The organism is Bartonella tamiae Th239, assembly GCF_000278275.1.
GTDB classification, from domain to species: domain Bacteria; phylum Pseudomonadota; class Alphaproteobacteria; order Rhizobiales; family Rhizobiaceae; genus Bartonella; species Bartonella tamiae.
Genome location: NZ_JH725147.1, coordinates 692524 through 711541, shown reverse-complemented (window position 1 = coordinate 711541; position 19018 = coordinate 692524). Strand labels below are relative to the sequence as shown.

Sequence of the window (19018 nt, the reverse complement as noted above, 5' to 3'; positions counted from 1 at the left end):
GCTTAAAAGCTGCGCTATGGTTTCGGTATGGTCGTATTATCGTAATGTCTCTTGTCATCGACATCTAAGCCAAAATCAGGCAAAAACTCCACTGAACGTAAATGCTTAAATTTCCTAAACTACTTCTTTTATCACGATAGCTGTTAAGCCTATTAAACGCGTGTATTTTCTTTCATTACAAAACTGCCTCTCAGCAGCTAAACTGCAAAGATAGATATTTTTATAATTTATTAATGGTGGCATTTCATGAAGATAGAGACACACCTCTTTTTGTGGCATTTTCTATCGTTGTTTGAATAAGCTTTTGACATCTGTCACCGTCATCAAAAACAACACTTATATCAAAAATAATCATTGATTGAAGATCTTCATACACTCTCTTTCCTTTTAAACGCATATAATCTTTTAACGTGGTTGCAAGCAAAAGATTGTTTTTGGTGGCAAGGTGAGAAAGACGGTCAATTTCCACTTGAGTATAGAAATGATGATCGGCAAAAACATGTTTTTGTATGATATGACCGCCCAACTCTTCAATAGAACGAAAAAATTTTTCAGGATTTCCAATACCTGCAAAGGCTAAAAAATTTTGATTTTCAACGGATGCTGTTGCAGAAGGTTTTAAACGAGCTTGATATAAGGGTATCAGAATTTTTGGATCCAATAAAGGTTCTGATAATGTATTTTTTTCATTCGTCAGTGTCACAATACTATCTGTATAGTTTAATTGTGATTTAAGCGGCGCTCGTAATGGACCTGCGGGAAAAACAGCACCATTGCCAAAACCACGTATTCCATCAACAACCAACAAAGCGTAATCTATAAAAATGCGTCGACTTTGAAAACCATCATCCATGATGATGAAATTGCATCCATGATTTTGCAACAGTTTTGCACCATCTAAACGATTTTTTGATACCGCAACTGGTGCATATTGCGCTAATAAAAGTGGTTCATCACCAACGCTGTGTGCCGTGTCTTGGAGAGAGTTAACAAGGCGTGTTTGAGTATTTTTTCGACCATATCCACGCGAAATGATCCCAGGCTTTAGTCCCATTGTTGTTGCACATTGAGCGAGAGCAATTGCGACAGGTGTTTTTCCAGCCCCCCCTAGAGTGAAATTACCCACACATAAAACAGGCAAATCAATTTTAGGAGGCACTTTATTATGCATTTTACGTGCTGCAAAAAAACCATAAAGTCCTGAAAGCGGCATTAAGAGATAATGTGGAAAGCTTTTTTTCTGCCACCAAAATTTAGGTGTATTACTCACCATAACCGCCACCTTGAGGGGTTAAACGCGCTTGTAATATAAGCGGTTGAATAAAAGGGTGCAAAACGTGTAAAGTCCGCTCCAATGCTCCACTCATATTGGTGGCTGTATGATAAGCAGCATCCACCATAACCCGCCTCATTGGCTCATGCGTCAAAAGTGTATTGACCTGAACCGCCAATTGCGTAGCATCTACAACGGAACGTGCAGCTTTTTGAGCAAAAAATTCTTCAAATGTATCTTGAAAATTTTGAATATGTGGTCCTGTTAAAATAGCGGTACCAAGAAGTGCTGGTTCTAACGGATTATGTCCACCTTTATCGCTGAGTGACTTTCCGATGAACGCCACTTTTGCCAAACGCAAAAAAAGTCCCATTTCGCCTACGCTATCGCCCATAAAAATATCTGTATCTTTAGTAATAAGATCATTTTGGCTGCGTTGAGCAACAATAAGATTCTTATCATTGAGCATATCTAAGATAGTTTCTGTACGCTCAGGATGACGCGGTACAATAATGGTTAAAAGATCTGGAAGACGCGTTTTAAGCGCCGCATGAACTTCGGCTGCAATGCGTTCTTCACCTTCATGAGTTGAAATAGCAGCCCAAACACGGCGCTTTCCAATAGCTTCACGATATGTTTGCAAAAGTGCTGTATTTTCTATAGGCGCAACATCAGCTTTTAAGTTACCAGAAACCGCAACATGTTTAACACCAAGTGCATGATATTGTTCAGCATCATTGTCACTTTGACCGATTGCTACATCGATTTTATGAAAAATATGCGTTGCCAAAGCGGGGCGCTTTTTCCAATGGTTGAATGAACGTTCCGACATATGCGCATTAATCATCAATTGTGGAATTTTACGCTTTGCTAAACTATCAATACGCAGCGGCCAAACTTCAGATTCGCACACAAGCGCTAAATCTGGTGTCCAGTGATTAAGAAAACGCTGTATTGCCGAGTGAATATCAAGCGGTGCATATTGGTGAATGAGACGCTGACCAAAACGATTTTCAATAAGATTGGCCGAAGTGACTGTACCCGTTGTTAAAAGAACATGAATGTTTTGTGATAAAATTCTATCGATCAGTGGCACCAAGGCCAATGTTTCTCCGATACTTGCTGCATGAAGCCAAATGAGTGGGCCTTGTGGTCGTGTTATTTTTGAACACCCCAAACGCTCCTGCTTACGTCGATGATCCTCTTTACCACGTGCTGCACGCATAGACAGATAAAGAGGAACGATCGGACGAAGGCAATGACCCGCAAGACGATAAAGAGATAAGGCTGCGCGTGCTTTGAATTCCATTTCTTAAAGCCAATCTTAATTACGTGTTTCAAGACGTTGTTGCGCATCTTCAGTCAATTTATTCATCATTTCAGTCAGTTCCATTCGTTTTTTTTCCAATAACGTATCATTGGCATCTTCTGGCACATAAAGTGGCTCACCCATAAGAAAAATAGAGCGTCCAAAAGGCAAAGGAATCGCTGTTTTATCCCATGTTTTTTCTAAAATTTTTTCACGCGAAAAAGAATAAATATAAGGAACAATCGGACGACCAGACAATTTTGCCAATAAAATAATGCCTTTACCTGCTTCACGGGCTTGTCCATGTGCAATATCAGCAATCATTGCTGTCGTTTTCCCACTTTTTAAAGCATTTTTAAGTGTGAGCAAGGCACGAGCGCCACCCTTATCTACATTTTGTTTTTTGTCACGCCCACCTGAACCACGTACCGTTTTTAGCCCGAGTTTTTCACCCACGCGAGCATTGATTTCCGCATCAGCAGAGCGTGAAAACATCGCAATGATTGTTTCTTTTTTCGGACGCAAAAAAGGGCCCATAATATGGCGTCCATGCCAAAAAGTTATGATAAAAGGATTGAACGCATCATGAGCTTTTTTGGGATCATCAGAAGATTTTAGCAGTGGACTTGTCCAATAAACAAAGCGTAAATAATTGGCCATCAAAGCGACGATAACAGCTTTTGTTATTTTTGCATTCATTAAAGGATGACGAATTTTGCGCCAAAATGTTTTCAAGACACCATTTTTTTTTTCTGTTTCTATATTGCTCATTCCATCTTCAAATCTATTTTTTCTTTTAATGGCAAACCATATATTCATTGGCGTTCTATGTTTACAAAAATATGCAGTTCAATCTTATAAACACCATGCACATCAATATCGTTAAAATTATGATTTTTCACGATTTAGAATATATAATTTAGCGAAAAAACATAACCCGCTTAACAGTCGTTAAAGCAAGCTTGTTACTTTAAAGCCGTAATCCAAAATATAAAATCAAAGACCAAATTTAACCAATATTGGTCGCCTCTGGATCAAGAAGACGGTGAAGATGAACAATATAATAACGTTGCAAGGCATTATCAACACTGCCTTGTGCTTTTGCACGCCATGCACTTTCAGCAGATTGATAGTCTGGAAAAACACCAACGATGTCCAAATTATCCAAATCACGAAATTCATTGCTATCGAGATTTTTTAATTCACCACCCAAAACGAGATGCAACAATTGTTTTTTTTCATTCAATGCCGTCATACGTGCCTCCTGATATTTCTTTAAATCGTCGGATTACGTTCCATTTTTGATTAAACTAACTTGGACGTTTGAACAATATCTATCACATTCTTTAACCGACTATTTTCACATGCAATCAAAAAATCGTGTGTAAAAGGGCTATTTCCATAAGTCGGATATTTTTGCTCAAGTGTCACAAGTGCACCACCACTTTCTTGCAATATAAGATCGGCTGCTGCAATATCCCAATCATGACAATTGGGACGAACTAAAACTATATTAATTGCACCTTCAGCAGCAAGCGCTATGCGATAAGCCAGCGACGGTATATTATAATAAAATTGTGTCGATTTTTGAATAAAGGGGGCAAGCTTTTTTGCCATAGATTTGGTTGCTGAAATAATGGTCGTCGTATCACGTGTATGTTCAGTTGAACCTAACAAGGATAAAGCGTCTTGATTTTTAGTGGCTCCATTATTTTTAACGGCATCATAAACCACATTTTTGACAGGACAGTGCAAAATTCCCACTTCAGGTTTTTGATTTTCAATGATAGCAACAGAAATACACCAATAAGGGCTTTTTTCTAAAAAACCACGTGTTCCGTCGATGGGATCCACAATAAATGATCGACGATAGTTTTTTTGCGGTCGATCATCTTCTGTTTCTTCCGATATCCAACCGTAATCAGGTCGTGCAACAAGAAGTATTTTTTTCAAAAGCGCATCAACCGCAAAGTCTGCCTCACTGACTGGCGAATTACCAGGCTTAATCCATACTTTGGGATTTTCACCAAAATAAGACATTGCAAGATCAGCAGCTTGCGCGCAAGCTTCTCGCAAAAGCATTAAATCAAGGGTGTTTTCATCATTATTTGCCTGCAAGTGTCATCCCCTCAATCAGAAGTGTTGGTGCGGCAACGGCAAAACGACGATCAAGATCATTTGCTGGTGTGAGATGCGCTAACATATGTAAAAGATTGGATCCAAGTGTGACTTCACTGACAGGATAGCTGATTTCTCCATTTTCAATCCAAAATCCTGATGCACCACGACTATATTGCCCCGTGACAAGATCAACTCCATGACCAAAAAGTTCCGTCACATAAAACCCTGTTTGAATATTTTTCATTAACTCTTTTTGAGTAAAAAAACCGGGTTCAATCGCAAAATTTGTTGCTGCAGGTTGAACGGAAGAGGAAGAACGCACCCCATGACCATTGGTTCTCAAACCCAATTCTTTGGCTGTGGAAGAAGAAAGAAGCCAGTTTTTTAAAACGCCATTTTCAATGATATTGAGTTTTTCCCCTTCCACGCCTTCTCCATCAAAAGGACGTGAGGCATTTCCTTTAAATTTTAAAGGGTCATCACTGATTGTCACATGAGCGCTCATAACAGCCTTGTCCATATGATTTTGCAAAAGACTTGTTTTTCTTGCAACAGTAGCTCCATTGACCATAGAAGCAATATGACCTGCAATGCCGCGTGCCATGCGCGGATCAAAAATCACATTGACTATGCCTGTATTGACTTTGCGCGCGCCAAGACGTTGTACTGCTCGTTTTCCTGCACTTTTACCGATAAGCTCTGCGTCATCCATATCTTTAAAATGTAGAGCTGTCGTATAATCATAATCACGTTCCATCGCCGTACCTGTTCCTGCAACCGCACTGCATGAACGAGAAAAGCGGCTGGATTGATACGCATTGCAAAATCCATGACTTGTAACGAGAACCAAACCACCACGACCATAAGACGAAACTGCACCGCCTGAATTGGTAACACCATCAATGCTTAAAGCGGCCTCTTCGGCTTTTAGGGCATCTTCTAAAAGTGTTTGACTATCTGGAACGAAAGGATCAAATAAATTGAGATCTTTAACGTTTTTAACCAATAAATCTTGATCGGCCAAACCTTCCAAAGGATTTTCTGGCGATACTTTTGCCATTGCCACCGCACGCTCTGCAAGAGCTTTCGGATCACCAGAGAGATTGGCAGAAATCGATGCAACGCGTTTACCAACAAAGACACGCAACACAAAATCATCACTTTCAGAAGATTGGGTTGTTTCAACTTTTGAAAGGCGTACGGCAACGCTTACCGATTGAGAACGAAGAACAACTGCATCTGCCGCATCCGCTCCTGCTTTTTTTGCAGCATCAACAAGTGCTGCGGCTTGATCGATTTGGCTTTGCATAGATATTGTGCCTCCTTGATCTCAAGTTTAGTTTATCTATTTTCAAATGTCATCGATAAAACAACACTTTATCAGAATTTTATATGGCTCAATGCAAAACAAATAGAATTATTGTAATTTTTTTTCAATAATTGCAGCAATCATTGTTTTTGCATGATCTTTAAATGGCATGACTTGTTCAAGAATTTGACGTGTTTTGAGAAAGTCGAGCAAATGAATGCCCTCTATTGGCGGCCTTAATAAAAGATCGGGTTTTGCAAGTGCCATTTTAGCAGCAATGAGCGTTTGTTGCGAGATCAAACTCGAAGCAATCATACATTCGAATGTGGAGAGCTTTGTATCAGGACTATGTGCAACAGGAAAACCTAAAACATCCACACCTATGGCAATATCGACAGTTGCGTCAAAACAATCAAACGGAACAGGATTGCATACCCCACCATCAATTAAAACGCGCCCCTCAAATTGAACAGGTTTAAAAAGACCCGGAATAGCACATGAAGCAGCAAGTGCGGCGCGTAAATCCCCTTTTCTTATAACGTGCAATTCAGCAGTATTGATATCCGCCGTTGTGACGCTGAATGGCAAAGCAAGTGCATCAAAATGACGGGGTAGATAATCCGGTAAAAATGCTTCTAAAATGAGTTCAATATCAAATTGTGAAAGCTTTACGCCACGATTCCAAAAATCCTTCCATGATGTTGGTTTAAGCGCCCATAATTTTGCAAATGTATCACCAGATTTTGCAAAACATTCTAGAAAATACTCTTTTACATCTGCTGCACTCATCCCATGTGACAAACCAACACCAACGAGCGAACCTATGGACGAGCCTGCAACTTCATCAATTTTAAGCCCCAGTTCTTCCATCGCAAAAATGACAGGAAGGTGACCCAAACCACGCGCGCCACCTCCTCCAAGTGCTAAACCGATTTTCATTGTTATCGAAAACCTTTTTTAACCATCATTTTTTGTAGGTCCAACAACCAATAAGGCCGGTTCAACACTGAGAAGTTTCTTGGCAATCTCTTTAATTTGCTCCAGCGTTACAGCATTGATATCATTTTCACGCTTTTCCATATAATCGATCGGTAAATTTTCATTTTGCATCGTTACAAGTGTCGAGGCGATTTCAGAAGAAGACCCCATATTTTGAACAGCATATGAACCAATCATATAGCTTTTTGCATCTTTAAGCTCTTGTTCTGTAACACCATTATCCGCCATTTTTTTAACTTGTTCACGAATAGTGGCAAGCGTTTTTTGTGCTTCACTGGCTTTGGTTCCTGTTGAAATAACCAAGGCTGCAGAATGATCATTAATGGTTAAGTTTGAACCAACAGTGTAGGCAAGCCCACGTTTTTCACGCACTTCATCAAACAAACGCGATGTTAAACCTGGCCCACCCAAAATATAGTCCATTAAATATGCAGGGAAAAAATTTGGATCATCCCGATAAACGCCTGGATAAACAAGTGTCAATGTTGTTTGTGGTAAATCATAATTGACATTGGCTGTGCCGCCGAGATTCAATTGAACATTTTCAATTTTTTTAAGTTTCGCTTTTTCAGGAAGCGGTGCAAAGATTTGGTCAAGCAACTGTCCAGCTTCTTCAGGAGATACAGGTCCAACAATACCAATATTGAGATCATCTTTAGCAAAAATAGCCTTATGCGCGGCCAATAAGTCATCACGACTTATGGTTTCTAAAGTTTCAGGTGTTCCTAAAATGCGTCGACCATAAGGATGTTTGCCATAAATAAGGGCATTAAGACGATTTTGTGCTATTGTAACAGGGCTTTTTTCAAGCGCACGTAACCGTGTCACTAACTGACCACGGACGCGGTCAAGCGCATCTTGATCAAAACGCGGTTGCTGGATAGCGAGTGCCAAAAGTTCAAAAGCCTCTTGTTGATGATCCGACAAAACACGTATACTTCCACGCATACGATCACGATCGGTAGAAAAGCTCATTTCAGCACCAATATCATCTAAACGCGCCTGAAATTCTTCTGATTTAATCTCACCTGCGCCTTCATCAAAAAGACCCGCCATTAAATTAACGAGCCCATCTTTGCCTTGCGGATCTTGAGTAGTGCCACCAGCCATTGAAAATTGAAGAGAAATGATAGGCAAAGTATTGTCTTCGACAAGCCATGCATGGACACCCTTTGGCGATGTTACTTTTTGAATATTTATTGCATGAGCATTTGCTATAAACCCAACCATTACAATAAAAAAAGGAAGGAAAAAACGACCAATTGCAAATCCTGATAGTGGTCTTAAAAAAGAAACAGTTTTCATCATAATAGACCTCATTTATTTTCTTGGTCACGGGTTGTGGATTGTGAAGCGGCATCTAATGGCGGCAACAAATAAGTTGTTACGCTTTTTTGTGGATCAAGATAGCGTTCCGCAACAGCTTTTATATCTTCTATTGTGACGGCTTTCAAACGATCTGACCACTCTGCCACATCATCGACTGTCAGACCAACAGATAAGGAACTTCCATAAATATAAGCCAGACCTGTTGCACTATCTTGTGAAAAAATCATATTTTTTAAGAAGCGTTCTCGCGATTGATTAAGCTCTGCTTGCGTAACACCGTCTTTGCGAATTTCTGCAATGTGTTGATTGATGTTTTTTTGAAGATCCTGAAGACTGGCATCGGCACGCGGCATCCCGTAAATCGAAAACACACCATCATCATAAGCCAAACCACTGTAACCTGACCAAATGGAAGCGGCCAAGCCTTTATCAACGATGAGGGATTGATATAACCGACTTCTTGTTGAACCGCCCAAAATTTCACCAAGTAAATCAAGAGATGCAGCTTCTTTGGTATCTTTCATATTGCGATAAGATGGGACAACCCACATTTCTTGATAGCTTGGTTCACTTACCCTAGGATCGCGCATGGTCACCGAACGACTTGTATGTTTAGGAGGTTCTTGAGGTCTAATCCGCTCACCAATTTGCGCTCGTTGTGGTATTTTACCATAAATAGCAACAGCAAGATCACGCACTTTTTTAGCCGTGACATCACCTGAAATAATTAAACTGGCATTATTGGGTGTATAAAACCGATTATAGAATGAAAGAGCATCATCCAGTGATAATTCTTCCATTTCTTGTTTCCAGCCAATGACTGGATTGCGGTATGGACTGTTCATAAAAAGAGTAGCGCGTGCTTCTTCTGCCAAGATAGCACCAGGACTATTATCAACGCGCATACGACGTTCTTCAATAATCACATTGCGTTCTGGCTTAATCACCTCATCTGTCAAAACAAGATTTTCCATACGATCAGCCTCAAAGCGCATAATATCTTCAAGATAGTTTGAGGCAACACTTTGATAATAGCCCGTATAATCATAATAGGTAAAAGCATTTTCCTCACCCCCTATTTTAGAGATAAATTTAGAAAATTCTCCACCTGTGTGATTCTTTGTTCCCTTAAACATAAGATGTTCAAGAAAGTGTGCAATTCCTGTACGTCCCATTGGTTCATCTGCAGAGCCGACATGATACCAAACCATTTGCGTCACAATAGGAGCACGATGATCTTCAATGACCACAACTTGCAAACCATTGTCTAAGGTAAATGTTTGCGTCGGTCCTACTTTACGTATTTCAGGAAGATTATCTTTTTTTTCTGCTGCAGTTTGCTGATCTTGTCGATTTTCATTTTGAGAAGATTGTGCATAAACAGGAATGAGCGCACTCGAGGATAAGGCGACAATAAGCAAAGCATGAAATAATGTTTTTTGGAGCAAATTCGGCACGGGCAAAACCTTTCAAAAGTCATTGATCATCTTTTAGCGTATAAATACGTATAATTGTGCCACCATAATGGCGTACATCATCAAGAAAGAAAATTTCAGGCAGATTTAATGATGCTTCACAACTTTCTTCAATAATTAAAGTAGTATTTGGTAAAAGCCAACCACCTTCCAAGGCTGATATAAGAGCTTTTTCTGCAAGACCACGGTTGTAAGGAGGATCTGCAAAAACGCTATCAAAAGGTTTCATCGTACCAATTGGACCTAAACGTGTCGCATCACGACGTAAAATGCGCGCAACACCTTGAAGCCCAATAGCTTCAATATTTTTATGAATGAGCGCGCGCCCCTCAACTGAGTGTTCAACAAAAACAGCCGCCTCTGCTCCACGTGATAAAGCTTCTATACCGAGCGCTCCCGTACCAGAAAAAAGATCAAGTACACGTCGATTATGCCAAAAATTATTTTGGCGTGAAGCCAAGATATTAAACAGACTTTCACGTGTACGATCTGTCGTGGGTCTTATGGCATCCCCGCTAGGTGTGACAAGCGAACGACCAGAATATTTACCGGCGACGATCCGCACGCGATCCCCCTAATAATTTACTCCTAACTGACCCATCATTATTTCTAAATAAACGTGAGGATTTTTGTTTGCTGCTCTTTTCACCTTTTATTTTTGTATCACTATAACGGTCTTTAGAAAACCGTTTATTTTTTTGATCCTCATGGCCTTTATAGTCATTTTTTTGAAAAGTTTTTTTACCTTTAGTATCAAACTTTTTTCCTTCAGAATAAGCAGATGTCGTTCTTTTTGATCGGCGATCATTTGAAGGAGCTTGTTCAGAATTATTCTTATATCTTGCTCTATACGTCTTTTCGCGTAAACTAAAACGCTCATCTGATTTTTTTACGTCTGATTGTTGAGGTTTTGTGGCATTTTGTCTGCCATTGCGACCTTCACTAAAGCCACGATCGTTAAAATGATGCTCCCTGATATCGCGCTCATTTTTTTCAAAAGGTCGATGACCTCGAGCGTTTCGCTCCTTCGGCGATGTGGAACGTGCAGATGCAGATTCTTCAAAGCGACGCTCAGGAGGTGAGCTTTGATCTTTATCGCGGTGCCATTTTCGTTTATGCGCCGTTTGTGGACGCGCTCCCGGTGCCATCCAAACATTGGCACTGCGCGAGCGTGGTGTTTGTTGTTGTGCGGTTTCTTCTGTTGACGTTTTATCTTTTCGCGTATCCGCTTTTTTATTCATCGGTGAGCGTTGATTTGTCCGTGATGGACGATCGTCATACGCTTCACTCATGCCTTTGGTATTTAGACGCTCACGCCCACGTTCAGCATAATCACCTTTTTTGCTTCGTCCACCTTTTTTCATGGGTGCAGGTGATGATGATATCCATCCATCTTCTGAAACTTTTGGCCGCTCAAATGCAGGTTTATCACTCACAACACTTCCATTTGAAAATGGTTGTAAAATAGGAGATTCAAAATCTGCATTTGCTTCTTCAATAAGGCGTTCGCCAAGTTGATCACGTAAAACACGCCCTTTTAATTCCCGCACGGCTCCTTCTTCCAAATCAGCCAGTTGAAAAGGACCAAAAGATACGCGAATAAGACGCGCAACAGTAAGCCCAAGAGCACCTAAAATATTTTTTACTTCACGATTTTTGCCCTCTCGAAGAGCAAGATTCAGCCAAACATTTGTGCCTTGTTCCCGCTCAATACTAGCCTCAACAGAACCATAAAAAATGCCATTAATAGCGATACCATTTTTTAATTCATCAAGTTGACTTTGCTTAATTTTACCATGCGCGCGCACACGATATTTTCGCACCCAACCTGTTGATGGAAGTTCCAAAACCCGTGCCAGACCGCCATCATTTGTCAAAAGCAAAAGACCTTCAGTATTAATGTCGAGCCGCCCAACAGAAAGAACACGCGGCATAGCATCAGGAAGACTATCAAAAACAGTAGGCCGTCCTTCAGGATCTCTATTGGTTGTCACAAGACCTGCTTTTTTATGATACAGCCACAAACGTGTGCGTTCAATTGGTGGTAGAGCCTTACCATCAACTGTAATTGTATCTTCTCTTCGAACATTAAATGCAGGTGAATCAAGTCGTTTTCCATTTACCGCAATACGTCCAGCCACAATCATCATCTCTGCATCGCGACGTGAAGCAATGCCCGCACGTGCCAATCGTTTGGCGATTCGCTCACCACTTTCTGAATGTAGTGGGGGCATTGTATTTTGCTGTCTGTCATTTTTTGCAGGGATAGGCTTTTCTTGACGACTTTTATCGCGTGAATCTTTCCGATCCTTCATAGGTTTTCGGTCGCCGCGATCATTCATCATAATTTTTTCCTCTCGCACAAACATCGTGCTGTTATCATTTATAAAACTGGCTCTAGCTTATTTTTTTGAATGATGGAATCTCTTTCCTATAATAAACTGCATATTGTCGCTATATTCTTTATCAGAGTTAGGGTAATTTTATGATTTGACGACCCTTTTAATGGTGGAGCGTGATAATGGCCAAAAAGCCGATGGATATTGCTCTTTATGAAGCAAATTTAGCTGCCAATCGCGATGAAGTACCCGTTGGTGCTGTGATTGTGCAAAATGGTAATATCATTGCACAAGCAGGCAATTTAACACGTCATCATTACGATCCAACAGGACATGCCGAAATTCTTGCTATTCGTATGGCATGTCATGTTTTGCAAAGTGATCGCCTTCCGCAATGCGATCTCTATGTCACATTAGAACCTTGTACAATGTGTGCCGCTGCTATTTCTTTTGCACGTATTCGACGTCTTTATTATGCCGCAAGTGATCCTAAAGGGGGAGCTGTAGAAAATGGCGTATGTTTTTTTCATCAAAATACATGTCATCATGCACCAGAAATTTATTCTGGCTTCGCTCAAAGCGATGCTGAAAATCTATTAAAAAATTTTTTTCGTACCAAAAGAGATCGTCCATGAAAACAGTTACATTTCCAAATGGCATTCAGGTTCCTGCCTTAGGACAAGGCACTTGGTTTATGGGAGAAAGCCATAAAAGTTTTGAAGAAGAAGCAAATATTTTACGCCAAGGCCTCGACCTTGGTCTCAGTGTGATTGATTCGGCTGAAATGTATGCAAATGGCGGTGCAGAACGAGTTGTAAGCCATGCAATTAAAGGACGGCGACACGATGCTTTTCTCGTATCCAAAGTCTTACCAAGTCATGCTTCACTACAAGGAACCATTCAAGCTTGCGAACGAAGTCTCCACAATTTAGGTACAGATTATATTGATCTTTATCTTTTACATTGGCGTGGGAGATATCCTTTAATAGAAACAATTTCAGCCTTTGAAAAACTTATTGAACAAGGAAAAATCAAAGCTTGGGGGGTGAGCAATTTTGACACAAGTGATATGGAAGATTTACGTCAATGCACGCCACTTCAAAACATTGCAACAGATCAAATCTTATATAATTTAACGCGCCGAGGCATTGAATATGATCTATTAGCATGGTGTGAGCAGGCCAATATTCCAATTATGGCTTATTCACCGATTGAGCAGGGAAGAATTTTAAAAAATGCACAACTTTTAAAGCTTGCTCAAGACTTAAACGTATCTGCTTCCACAATTGCCCTTGCATGGGTTTTACGCCTTCGCCAAATGATTGCTATACCCAAGACATCATCGCGCAGTCATCTTGAAGAAAATCGAAGAGCCGCCGATTTTGTTCTAGAATCTGACATTCTTGAAACACTTGATCAAATATTTCAACCACCACGCCATAAAATGCCACTGGACGTCATTTAACTATTTGTTTTCACCACGCATAATTTCACGGTATTTTGTGAGACAGAAAATATGTAATGAATAATTACTTAAATATCTTGGCAAGATAAGTCTCTAAATCAATAAGTAGGCTATTAAAACAACATTTTGTATAGAAAGATAGCGTCGTCTTGATGAAAAGGTTTCACATAATATGAAATAACTCTTGATCGTTATATTCGATCTATAAACATCATCAAGACACTGCGATTTTAATCATAAAGCCACTATTTTTTATCAATCATCTATTGATTTAAAAAGGCCACCAACTTTTTTTACCTGATGCTTCCCGAGCAGCGCGTTTTCTCTCGCGTTCTTTTTTTTCTTCATCCGTTCCCTGTTCGCCAATCGGCGCTGTGGCGGCTGGTTGCCGATAAGCCAAAGGTGGCTCACTTAAATACTTACGCGTTGTGGCGGTTCCACCAGCGTTTTGTTGTTTAAGACGCTGATATTCTGCGCTCTGTTGTTTTCTGATTGTAGGTGATAGTTCATTACGGTGAATACCATTGAGCGAAGAAGCGACTGCATTGGTTTGGGTTGATTGGCGTCCATTTTGAATAATGGGAGAAACATAATTGGGATTGTCTTGATTGGCTGTTGCCTCTGCACGCAAACGTTGGCGACGCTGTTCAGGTGATTCTGGCCAATCAGGTGAGCCTGATTGTGCAACATTCACTTGCGGTTGTGGTAAAACACCTTTTGCGCCTGGGGCAGGACGAACAAGATCAGGACGCGGTTTCGTATCAATTTGATTATTATTACTACTGCGTCTGATAGATGCAAGATTAGAAACATCATCTAATAATTGCTGCGCTGCCGTTTTATCGGTGCCATATGTCGGACCAGACACACCACAACCCGTTAGCACAAAACTGGTGACTATCAAACCAGTTGCCATTAATCCAGCTTTATGTTTCATCACAGCCAATATGTCTTTCTGTCGTTACTGACCAAATTGCTCAAGTGTAAACCTAATAGTGTACACAAAATATACGCCTCTTCCCATTAAATTTGGGCATTTAGATGACAAATGCCTATCATATTCCCTCATTATCGGCAATCCCTCTAATAAGAGCGCGCTTATAAGACAAAAAACAAGGCAAGCAGTACGCTCTTTTCTTCATTTCTATGCCTTCACCATTATCCATAATAAAATAAGTGAAGTCATCTAAGGCTACAAAATATATCCATGACGGAAGCTCTATTATAGTTTTCCCAAAGCATGCAGTTCATGCAAGACAGCGGCATCACGTGCTGAAACATCAGGATAGGTCGCATCTGTGCCGACATCTTGCGTATATCGCCAAGAGCGCGCACATTTTTTTCCATCTGCTTTTTGCGTTTTTACAAAAACACCTGAAACATCTTCAAGCGTAAATGCATCTTTAGGTGCAGCGGCGTTGGTAATCATAATATCACTTGTAATGGATATTTCTGCCATATCCATACCTTCAATCGCCTCAAGCAGTTTTTGATCTGTAACATACACGATGGGCGCGGCTTCTAAAGAAGAGCCAATGCGCTTATTTGCACGTTCAACTTCCAAAGAACCAGTAATAACTTTTCTCACCTGCCGAATTTTACGCCACCTTTCAGCCAATGCTTCATTATTCCAATCTTCTGGAGTCTGGCGAAATTGTTCAAAATGAATGGATTGACTCTCAGGATAGCGTTCAAGCCAAGCTTCTTCTGTTGTAAAAGGTAAAATAGGTGCAAGCCAAGTCACCATATGTTCAAAAATTTCTCGCACAACATAAAGTGCAGCTTTTCGTTTTTGCGATGAAGGACCATCACAATAAAGCGAATCTTTACGAATATCAAAATAAAAAGCAGAAAGTTCTAGTATAGAAAAATCAATCAATGCCCGTGTTATGCGCTTAAAATCAAAAGCATCATAAGAACTACGCACAAGTTTATCCAACTCAAAAAGTTGATGAAGCATCAGTTTTTCAAGATCAGGCAACAAATCATAATCAGGTGTTTCGCCTTCATCATGAGAAAGAGTACCTAGCATCCAGCGCATAACATTACGCAATTTTCTATATGAATCGACATTGGTTTGAATAATGTTTTTACCCAAACGCTGATCTTCCCAATAATCAGTTGTCATCACCCAAAGGCGTAAAATATCAGCGCCTGATGTCTTAATCACATCTTGCGGAAAGACCGTATTTCCGAGCGATTTGGACATTTTTTTACCCTGCTCATCTAAGGTAAAGCCATGTGTCACTACAGTATCATACGGTGCACGCCCTCTTGTTCCACAACTTTCCAGCATTGAGGAATGAAACCAACCACGATGTTGATCGGACCCTTCCAAATAAACATCTGCTGGCCATTTAAGATCTGGTCGGTCTTCCAGTGTGAAAACATGCGTACAGCCTGAATCAAACCAAACATCCAAAATATCATAGACTTGTTGCCAAGGTTCGTTTGATCGCGTTCCTAAAAAACGCTCTCTTGCACCTTTTGCAAACCAAGCATCCGAACCTTCTTGTTCAAATGCAGCTAAAATACGCTCATTTACAGTTTCATCTTGAAGAACATGCCCTTCTTCATCAGCAAAAATACAAATTGGCACACCCCATGCTCTTTGACGTGATAAAACCCAATCTGGCCTGTCTTCCATCATTGTATTTAAACGATTTTGACCTGCTTGGGGAACAAATCGCGTTTGTGAGACCGCTTTTAGTGCTCTTGAACGTAAAGTCGTGCCATCACCTAAATCTTTATCCATCCAAACAAACCATTGTGGCGTATTATTAAAAATCACAGGTTTTTTGGAACGCCAGCTATGCGGATAACTATGTTTTAAGCGGCTACGTGCAAAAAGATGATTACGCACAATCAAAGCTTCAATAACACTTTTATTTGCATCACCCATTTTGCCATTATCATCAATAACACGTGCCGCACCGCCCTGGCGATCAGGACCAAAGCCCGGAGCATCCTTAGTATAAAAACCTGCATCATCCACCATAAATGGTATGGTTGTATCAATGGCATCTGCTTCTAATTGGCGTTTTTTCAAATTCCAAATGTCAAAGTCTTCTCGACCATGACTTGGTGCTGTATGAACAAACCCTGTTCCTGCCTCATCACTAACATGATCGCCATTAAGCAAAGGGACACGAAAATTATATCCTTCGGCCAGTCCTTTAAGGGGATGAGATAAAACGATTTTCTCAAACTCTTCTGGTTGCATAGCGCGTAGTTTTTTAAAAGTGAGTTTGGCTTTTTGTGCGCAAATTTCAGCCAAACTGTCAGCAAAAATAAGTTTTTCACCAGGTCTTGGTCCAAAATCATTTTCAGTACTATCAACTTCATAAAGACCATACGAAATACGTGAAGAATAAGCGACGGCACGATTTCCCGGAATTGTCCAAGGCGTCGTCGTCCATATTACGACAAATGCATCCTTAAGATCATCAGAAGGCGTTTCAAAAAATGGAAATTTTACCCAGATTGTATCCGATTCATGATCATGATATTCAACTTCTGCTTCCGCTAAAGCTGTACGTTCAACGACAGACCACATAACAGGTTTTGAACCACGATAAATTTGATTTGACATAGCAAATTTCATCAATTCACCAGCAATCCGTGCTTCAGCATGAAAAGCCATTGTGGTGTAAGGATTTTTAAAATCACCAACAATGCCTAATCTTTTAAACTCTTCTGTTTGTACATTAATCCAATGTTGAGCGAACTCACGGCATTCTTGACGAAATTCGTTAACAGGAACATCGTCTTTATTTTTCCCTTTGGCGCGGTATTTTTCTTCAATCTTCCACTCAATTGGCAAACCATGGCAATCCCAACCCGGCACATAATTGGCATTATAACCACGCATTTGGAAAGAGCGCATGATAACATCTTTAATGATTTTGTTTAATGCATGACCAATATGAATATGACCATTGGCATACGGGGGACCATCATGCAAAACATATAATGGTCGTTCTTTTGCTTGTTTGCGCAACTGACCATAAAGATCCATATCTTCCCATTTTTTAACAAATTCGGGTTCTTTTTGGGGAAGCCCTGCACGCATCGGAAAACGTGTTTGGGGGAGATTGAGTGTTTTTGAATAATCTACTGGTTCATTCTGATTCGACATAATTAAAGCCCTGCGCAATTTTACGGTTCCAACTTAAGCATTACAGTCTCCCGATCCTACTACCATCATCCTTTTCAGGTGAATGTGAAGATCGGGTTTCTAATTCGTCTCGTAAAATAATCAGAATAATGTTTACTCATAGTGCAGGATTTAGCATGACATGAGACCAAAAGAAAAGCTAAAAAAGACAAATAAAAAGGCTTCGTTTTCACAAAGCCTTTTAAGTATTTATAAAATGCCTAGAATTTATAAGCAACACCGACACGAAAGTCGTTTGTTTTATAATCAACATTATACTTAATATTGTCGTTGCTTTAATCTTTATCACCAAAATCACTATAGCGATATTCAGCGTGCAGAATCACATGATCTGTCATTGCATAATCAACATCTGCACCGATTGTCCAGCCTGTAAATGTATCTCTATCATTAACAGAATAACCAGAAACAGTATTTCTTTCTGCATCTCTTAAACGATAACTAGTGTAAACTTTGGCATAAGCGTCACCAGCTGCAATGTAAGGCAACCAACGATCCATCGCATAACCAACACGAACACGCGTTGCACCTGCCCATTGTTCTTTAAGTCTGCCACGAACATCACCTGACGTACCATCAGAAAAAAGATAATCAGAACGATCATTTTCGTCCATATCACCCCATGCCCAATCTGTCTCAAACCCAAGAATAATATTATTCCCGATATCGTAATTGTAACCGACATAAAGACCACCGATAAAGCCCGATGGATCTGGAGAAAAATTTTTTCTGTATTCACCAGCCTGACTGTGTCCGCTTAGATCTGTATCTGCCCATGACCCACCGATCTGAGCACCACCTTAAAATCCTGTCCATGAAAATGTTGGAGCAACAACAATCGGGGTAGGCTCTTGTCTCATTACAACGTCAGCGGCGTGAGCCGTAGAAACGGATAATAGTGCAACAATAGAGGCAGCAATAAGATATTTCTTTTTTAATTTATTCTCCATTGTATTAAAATCACAATAAAGAAGCTATAAACGGTTTTGCTTAATATTGCTGTAACCTTTCGAACACATAGTGTTGAAATGACTGATAAAATTGTCAATTTACCGTGAGCAGAGTTTTTAAATTTTTTGATAAAGCACAGATCATTCATTCTTATAAAGAAAAACGCACTCTAAGCGTCTTATAAATATTACCTAAAGTAACCTAAATTGACTACCATCAAAGTAATAGAACTAATAATATATCCTAAGTTTATCAAACTTTATAATTAATA

At 40.1% G+C, this 19018-nt stretch carries 15 protein-coding genes and 1 pseudogene; 2 read left to right on the top strand and 14 right to left on the bottom strand.

What is annotated here, in order from left to right:
• Window positions 1–244: 244 nt before the first annotated feature.
• From lpxK to ME5_RS03155, 11 genes are all read right to left on the bottom strand, one after another.
• The gene (lpxK, locus tag ME5_RS03205; RefSeq protein ID WP_008038354.1) at window positions 245–1273 is read right to left on the bottom strand and encodes a tetraacyldisaccharide 4'-kinase; all 1029 of its coding nucleotides are present in this window, start codon (window positions 1271–1273) and stop codon (window positions 245–247) included.
• Window positions 1263–2582: a lipid IV(A) 3-deoxy-D-manno-octulosonic acid transferase gene (gene waaA, locus ME5_RS03200; RefSeq protein WP_008038353.1), complete on the bottom strand. Its 1320-nt coding sequence runs from the start codon at window positions 2580–2582 to the stop codon at window positions 1263–1265. Before waaA ends, lpxK begins: the two co-directional genes overlap by 11 nt.
• Window positions 2583–2597: 15 nt before the next feature.
• A complete protein-coding gene (locus ME5_RS03195; RefSeq protein ID WP_196793556.1) occupies window positions 2598–3353 on the bottom strand; it encodes a lysophospholipid acyltransferase family protein in 756 nt (251 codons plus the stop codon).
• Between the two features lie 238 nt (window positions 3354–3591).
• The gene (locus ME5_RS03190; RefSeq protein ID WP_008038351.1) at window positions 3592–3837 is read right to left on the bottom strand and encodes a DUF4170 domain-containing protein; all 246 of its coding nucleotides are present in this window, start codon (window positions 3835–3837) and stop codon (window positions 3592–3594) included.
• Window positions 3838–3887: 50 nt separating this feature from the next.
• A complete protein-coding gene (locus ME5_RS03185) occupies window positions 3888–4700 on the bottom strand; it encodes a 3'(2'),5'-bisphosphate nucleotidase CysQ (protein WP_008038350.1) in 813 nt (270 codons plus the stop codon).
• The gene (locus ME5_RS03180) at window positions 4687–6012 is read right to left on the bottom strand and encodes a TldD/PmbA family protein (RefSeq protein ID WP_008038349.1); all 1326 of its coding nucleotides are present in this window, start codon (window positions 6010–6012) and stop codon (window positions 4687–4689) included. The genes ME5_RS03185 and ME5_RS03180 overlap by 14 nt, the downstream gene beginning before the upstream one ends.
• 108 nt (window positions 6013–6120) lie before the next feature.
• Window positions 6121–6951, bottom strand: coding sequence for a patatin-like phospholipase family protein (locus ME5_RS03175; RefSeq protein WP_008038348.1), 831 nt, complete (start codon window positions 6949–6951; stop codon window positions 6121–6123).
• Window positions 6952–6969: 18 nt separating this feature from the next.
• Window positions 6970–8319 carry a M16 family metallopeptidase gene (locus tag ME5_RS03170; protein WP_008038346.1) on the bottom strand — a complete coding sequence of 450 codons (1350 nt, stop codon included), beginning with the start codon at window positions 8317–8319 and terminating at the stop codon, window positions 6970–6972.
• 8 nt (window positions 8320–8327) lie between these two features.
• Window positions 8328–9797, bottom strand: a complete 1470-nt coding sequence (locus tag ME5_RS03165) for a M16 family metallopeptidase (protein ID WP_008038343.1) — start codon at window positions 9795–9797, stop codon at window positions 8328–8330.
• Between the two features lie 19 nt (window positions 9798–9816).
• The gene (rsmD, locus tag ME5_RS03160; protein ID WP_008038341.1) at window positions 9817–10380 is read right to left on the bottom strand and encodes a 16S rRNA (guanine(966)-N(2))-methyltransferase RsmD; all 564 of its coding nucleotides are present in this window, start codon (window positions 10378–10380) and stop codon (window positions 9817–9819) included.
• Entirely contained in the window at window positions 10361–12049 is a 1689-nt protein-coding gene (locus tag ME5_RS03155; RefSeq protein ID WP_245256543.1) for a pseudouridine synthase, read from the bottom strand. The genes rsmD and ME5_RS03155 overlap by 20 nt, the downstream gene beginning before the upstream one ends.
• 287 nt (window positions 12050–12336) lie before the next feature.
• Here ME5_RS03155 and ME5_RS03150 point away from each other — a divergent pair, with 287 nt between their 5' ends.
• Entirely contained in the window at window positions 12337–12789 is a 453-nt protein-coding gene (locus ME5_RS03150) for a nucleoside deaminase (RefSeq protein ID WP_008038337.1), read from the top strand.
• Entirely contained in the window at window positions 12786–13619 is an 834-nt protein-coding gene (locus tag ME5_RS03145; RefSeq protein WP_008038335.1) for an aldo/keto reductase, read from the top strand. Before ME5_RS03150 ends, ME5_RS03145 begins: the two co-directional genes overlap by 4 nt.
• Window positions 13620–13890: 271 nt before the next feature.
• Here the strand turns inward: ME5_RS03145 and ME5_RS03140 are convergent, their stop codons facing one another.
• From ME5_RS03140 to ME5_RS03130, 3 genes and pseudogenes are all read right to left on the bottom strand, one after another.
• Complete coding sequence (locus ME5_RS03140) at window positions 13891–14556, bottom strand: hypothetical protein (protein WP_008038333.1); 666 nt, start codon at window positions 14554–14556, stop codon at window positions 13891–13893.
• A 285-nt stretch (window positions 14557–14841) separates the two neighbouring features.
• Entirely contained in the window at window positions 14842–17757 is a 2916-nt protein-coding gene (gene ileS, locus ME5_RS03135) for an isoleucine--tRNA ligase (protein WP_008038330.1), read from the bottom strand.
• A gap of 239 nt (window positions 17758–17996) precedes the next feature.
• Window positions 17997–18746, bottom strand: a pseudogene (locus ME5_RS03130) (outer membrane protein).
• Between the last annotated feature and the right edge of the window lie 272 nt (window positions 18747–19018).

Bases quoted from the DNA above. Each gene is read 5' to 3' on its own strand.
- ME5_RS03190 (WP_008038351.1), bottom strand. From the start codon at position 3,837: ATGACGGCATTGAATGAAAAAAAACAATTGTTGCATCTCGTTTTGGGT.
- ME5_RS03140 (WP_008038333.1), bottom strand. From the start codon at position 14,556: ATGAAACATAAAGCTGGATTAATGGCAACTGGTTTGATAGTCACCAGT.
- ME5_RS03180 (WP_008038349.1), bottom strand. From the start codon at position 6,012: ATGCAAAGCCAAATCGATCAAGCCGCAGCACTTGTTGATGCTGCAAAA.
- ME5_RS03150 (WP_008038337.1), top strand. From the start codon at position 12,337: ATGGCCAAAAAGCCGATGGATATTGCTCTTTATGAAGCAAATTTAGCT.
- ME5_RS03175 (WP_008038348.1), bottom strand. From the start codon at position 6,951: ATGAAAATCGGTTTAGCACTTGGAGGAGGTGGCGCGCGTGGTTTGGGT.
- ileS (WP_008038330.1), bottom strand. From the start codon at position 17,757: ATGTCGAATCAGAATGAACCAGTAGATTATTCAAAAACACTCAATCTC.
- ME5_RS03155 (WP_245256543.1), bottom strand. From the start codon at position 12,049: ATGCCCCCACTACATTCAGAAAGTGGTGAGCGAATCGCCAAACGATTG.
- ME5_RS03170 (WP_008038346.1), bottom strand. From the start codon at position 8,319: ATGATGAAAACTGTTTCTTTTTTAAGACCACTATCAGGATTTGCAATT.
- ME5_RS03145 (WP_008038335.1), top strand. From the start codon at position 12,786: ATGAAAACAGTTACATTTCCAAATGGCATTCAGGTTCCTGCCTTAGGA.
- waaA (WP_008038353.1), bottom strand. From the start codon at position 2,582: ATGGAATTCAAAGCACGCGCAGCCTTATCTCTTTATCGTCTTGCGGGT.
- ME5_RS03195 (WP_196793556.1), bottom strand. From the start codon at position 3,353: ATGAGCAATATAGAAACAGAAAAAAAAAATGGTGTCTTGAAAACATTT.
- lpxK (WP_008038354.1), bottom strand. From the start codon at position 1,273: ATGGTGAGTAATACACCTAAATTTTGGTGGCAGAAAAAAAGCTTTCCA.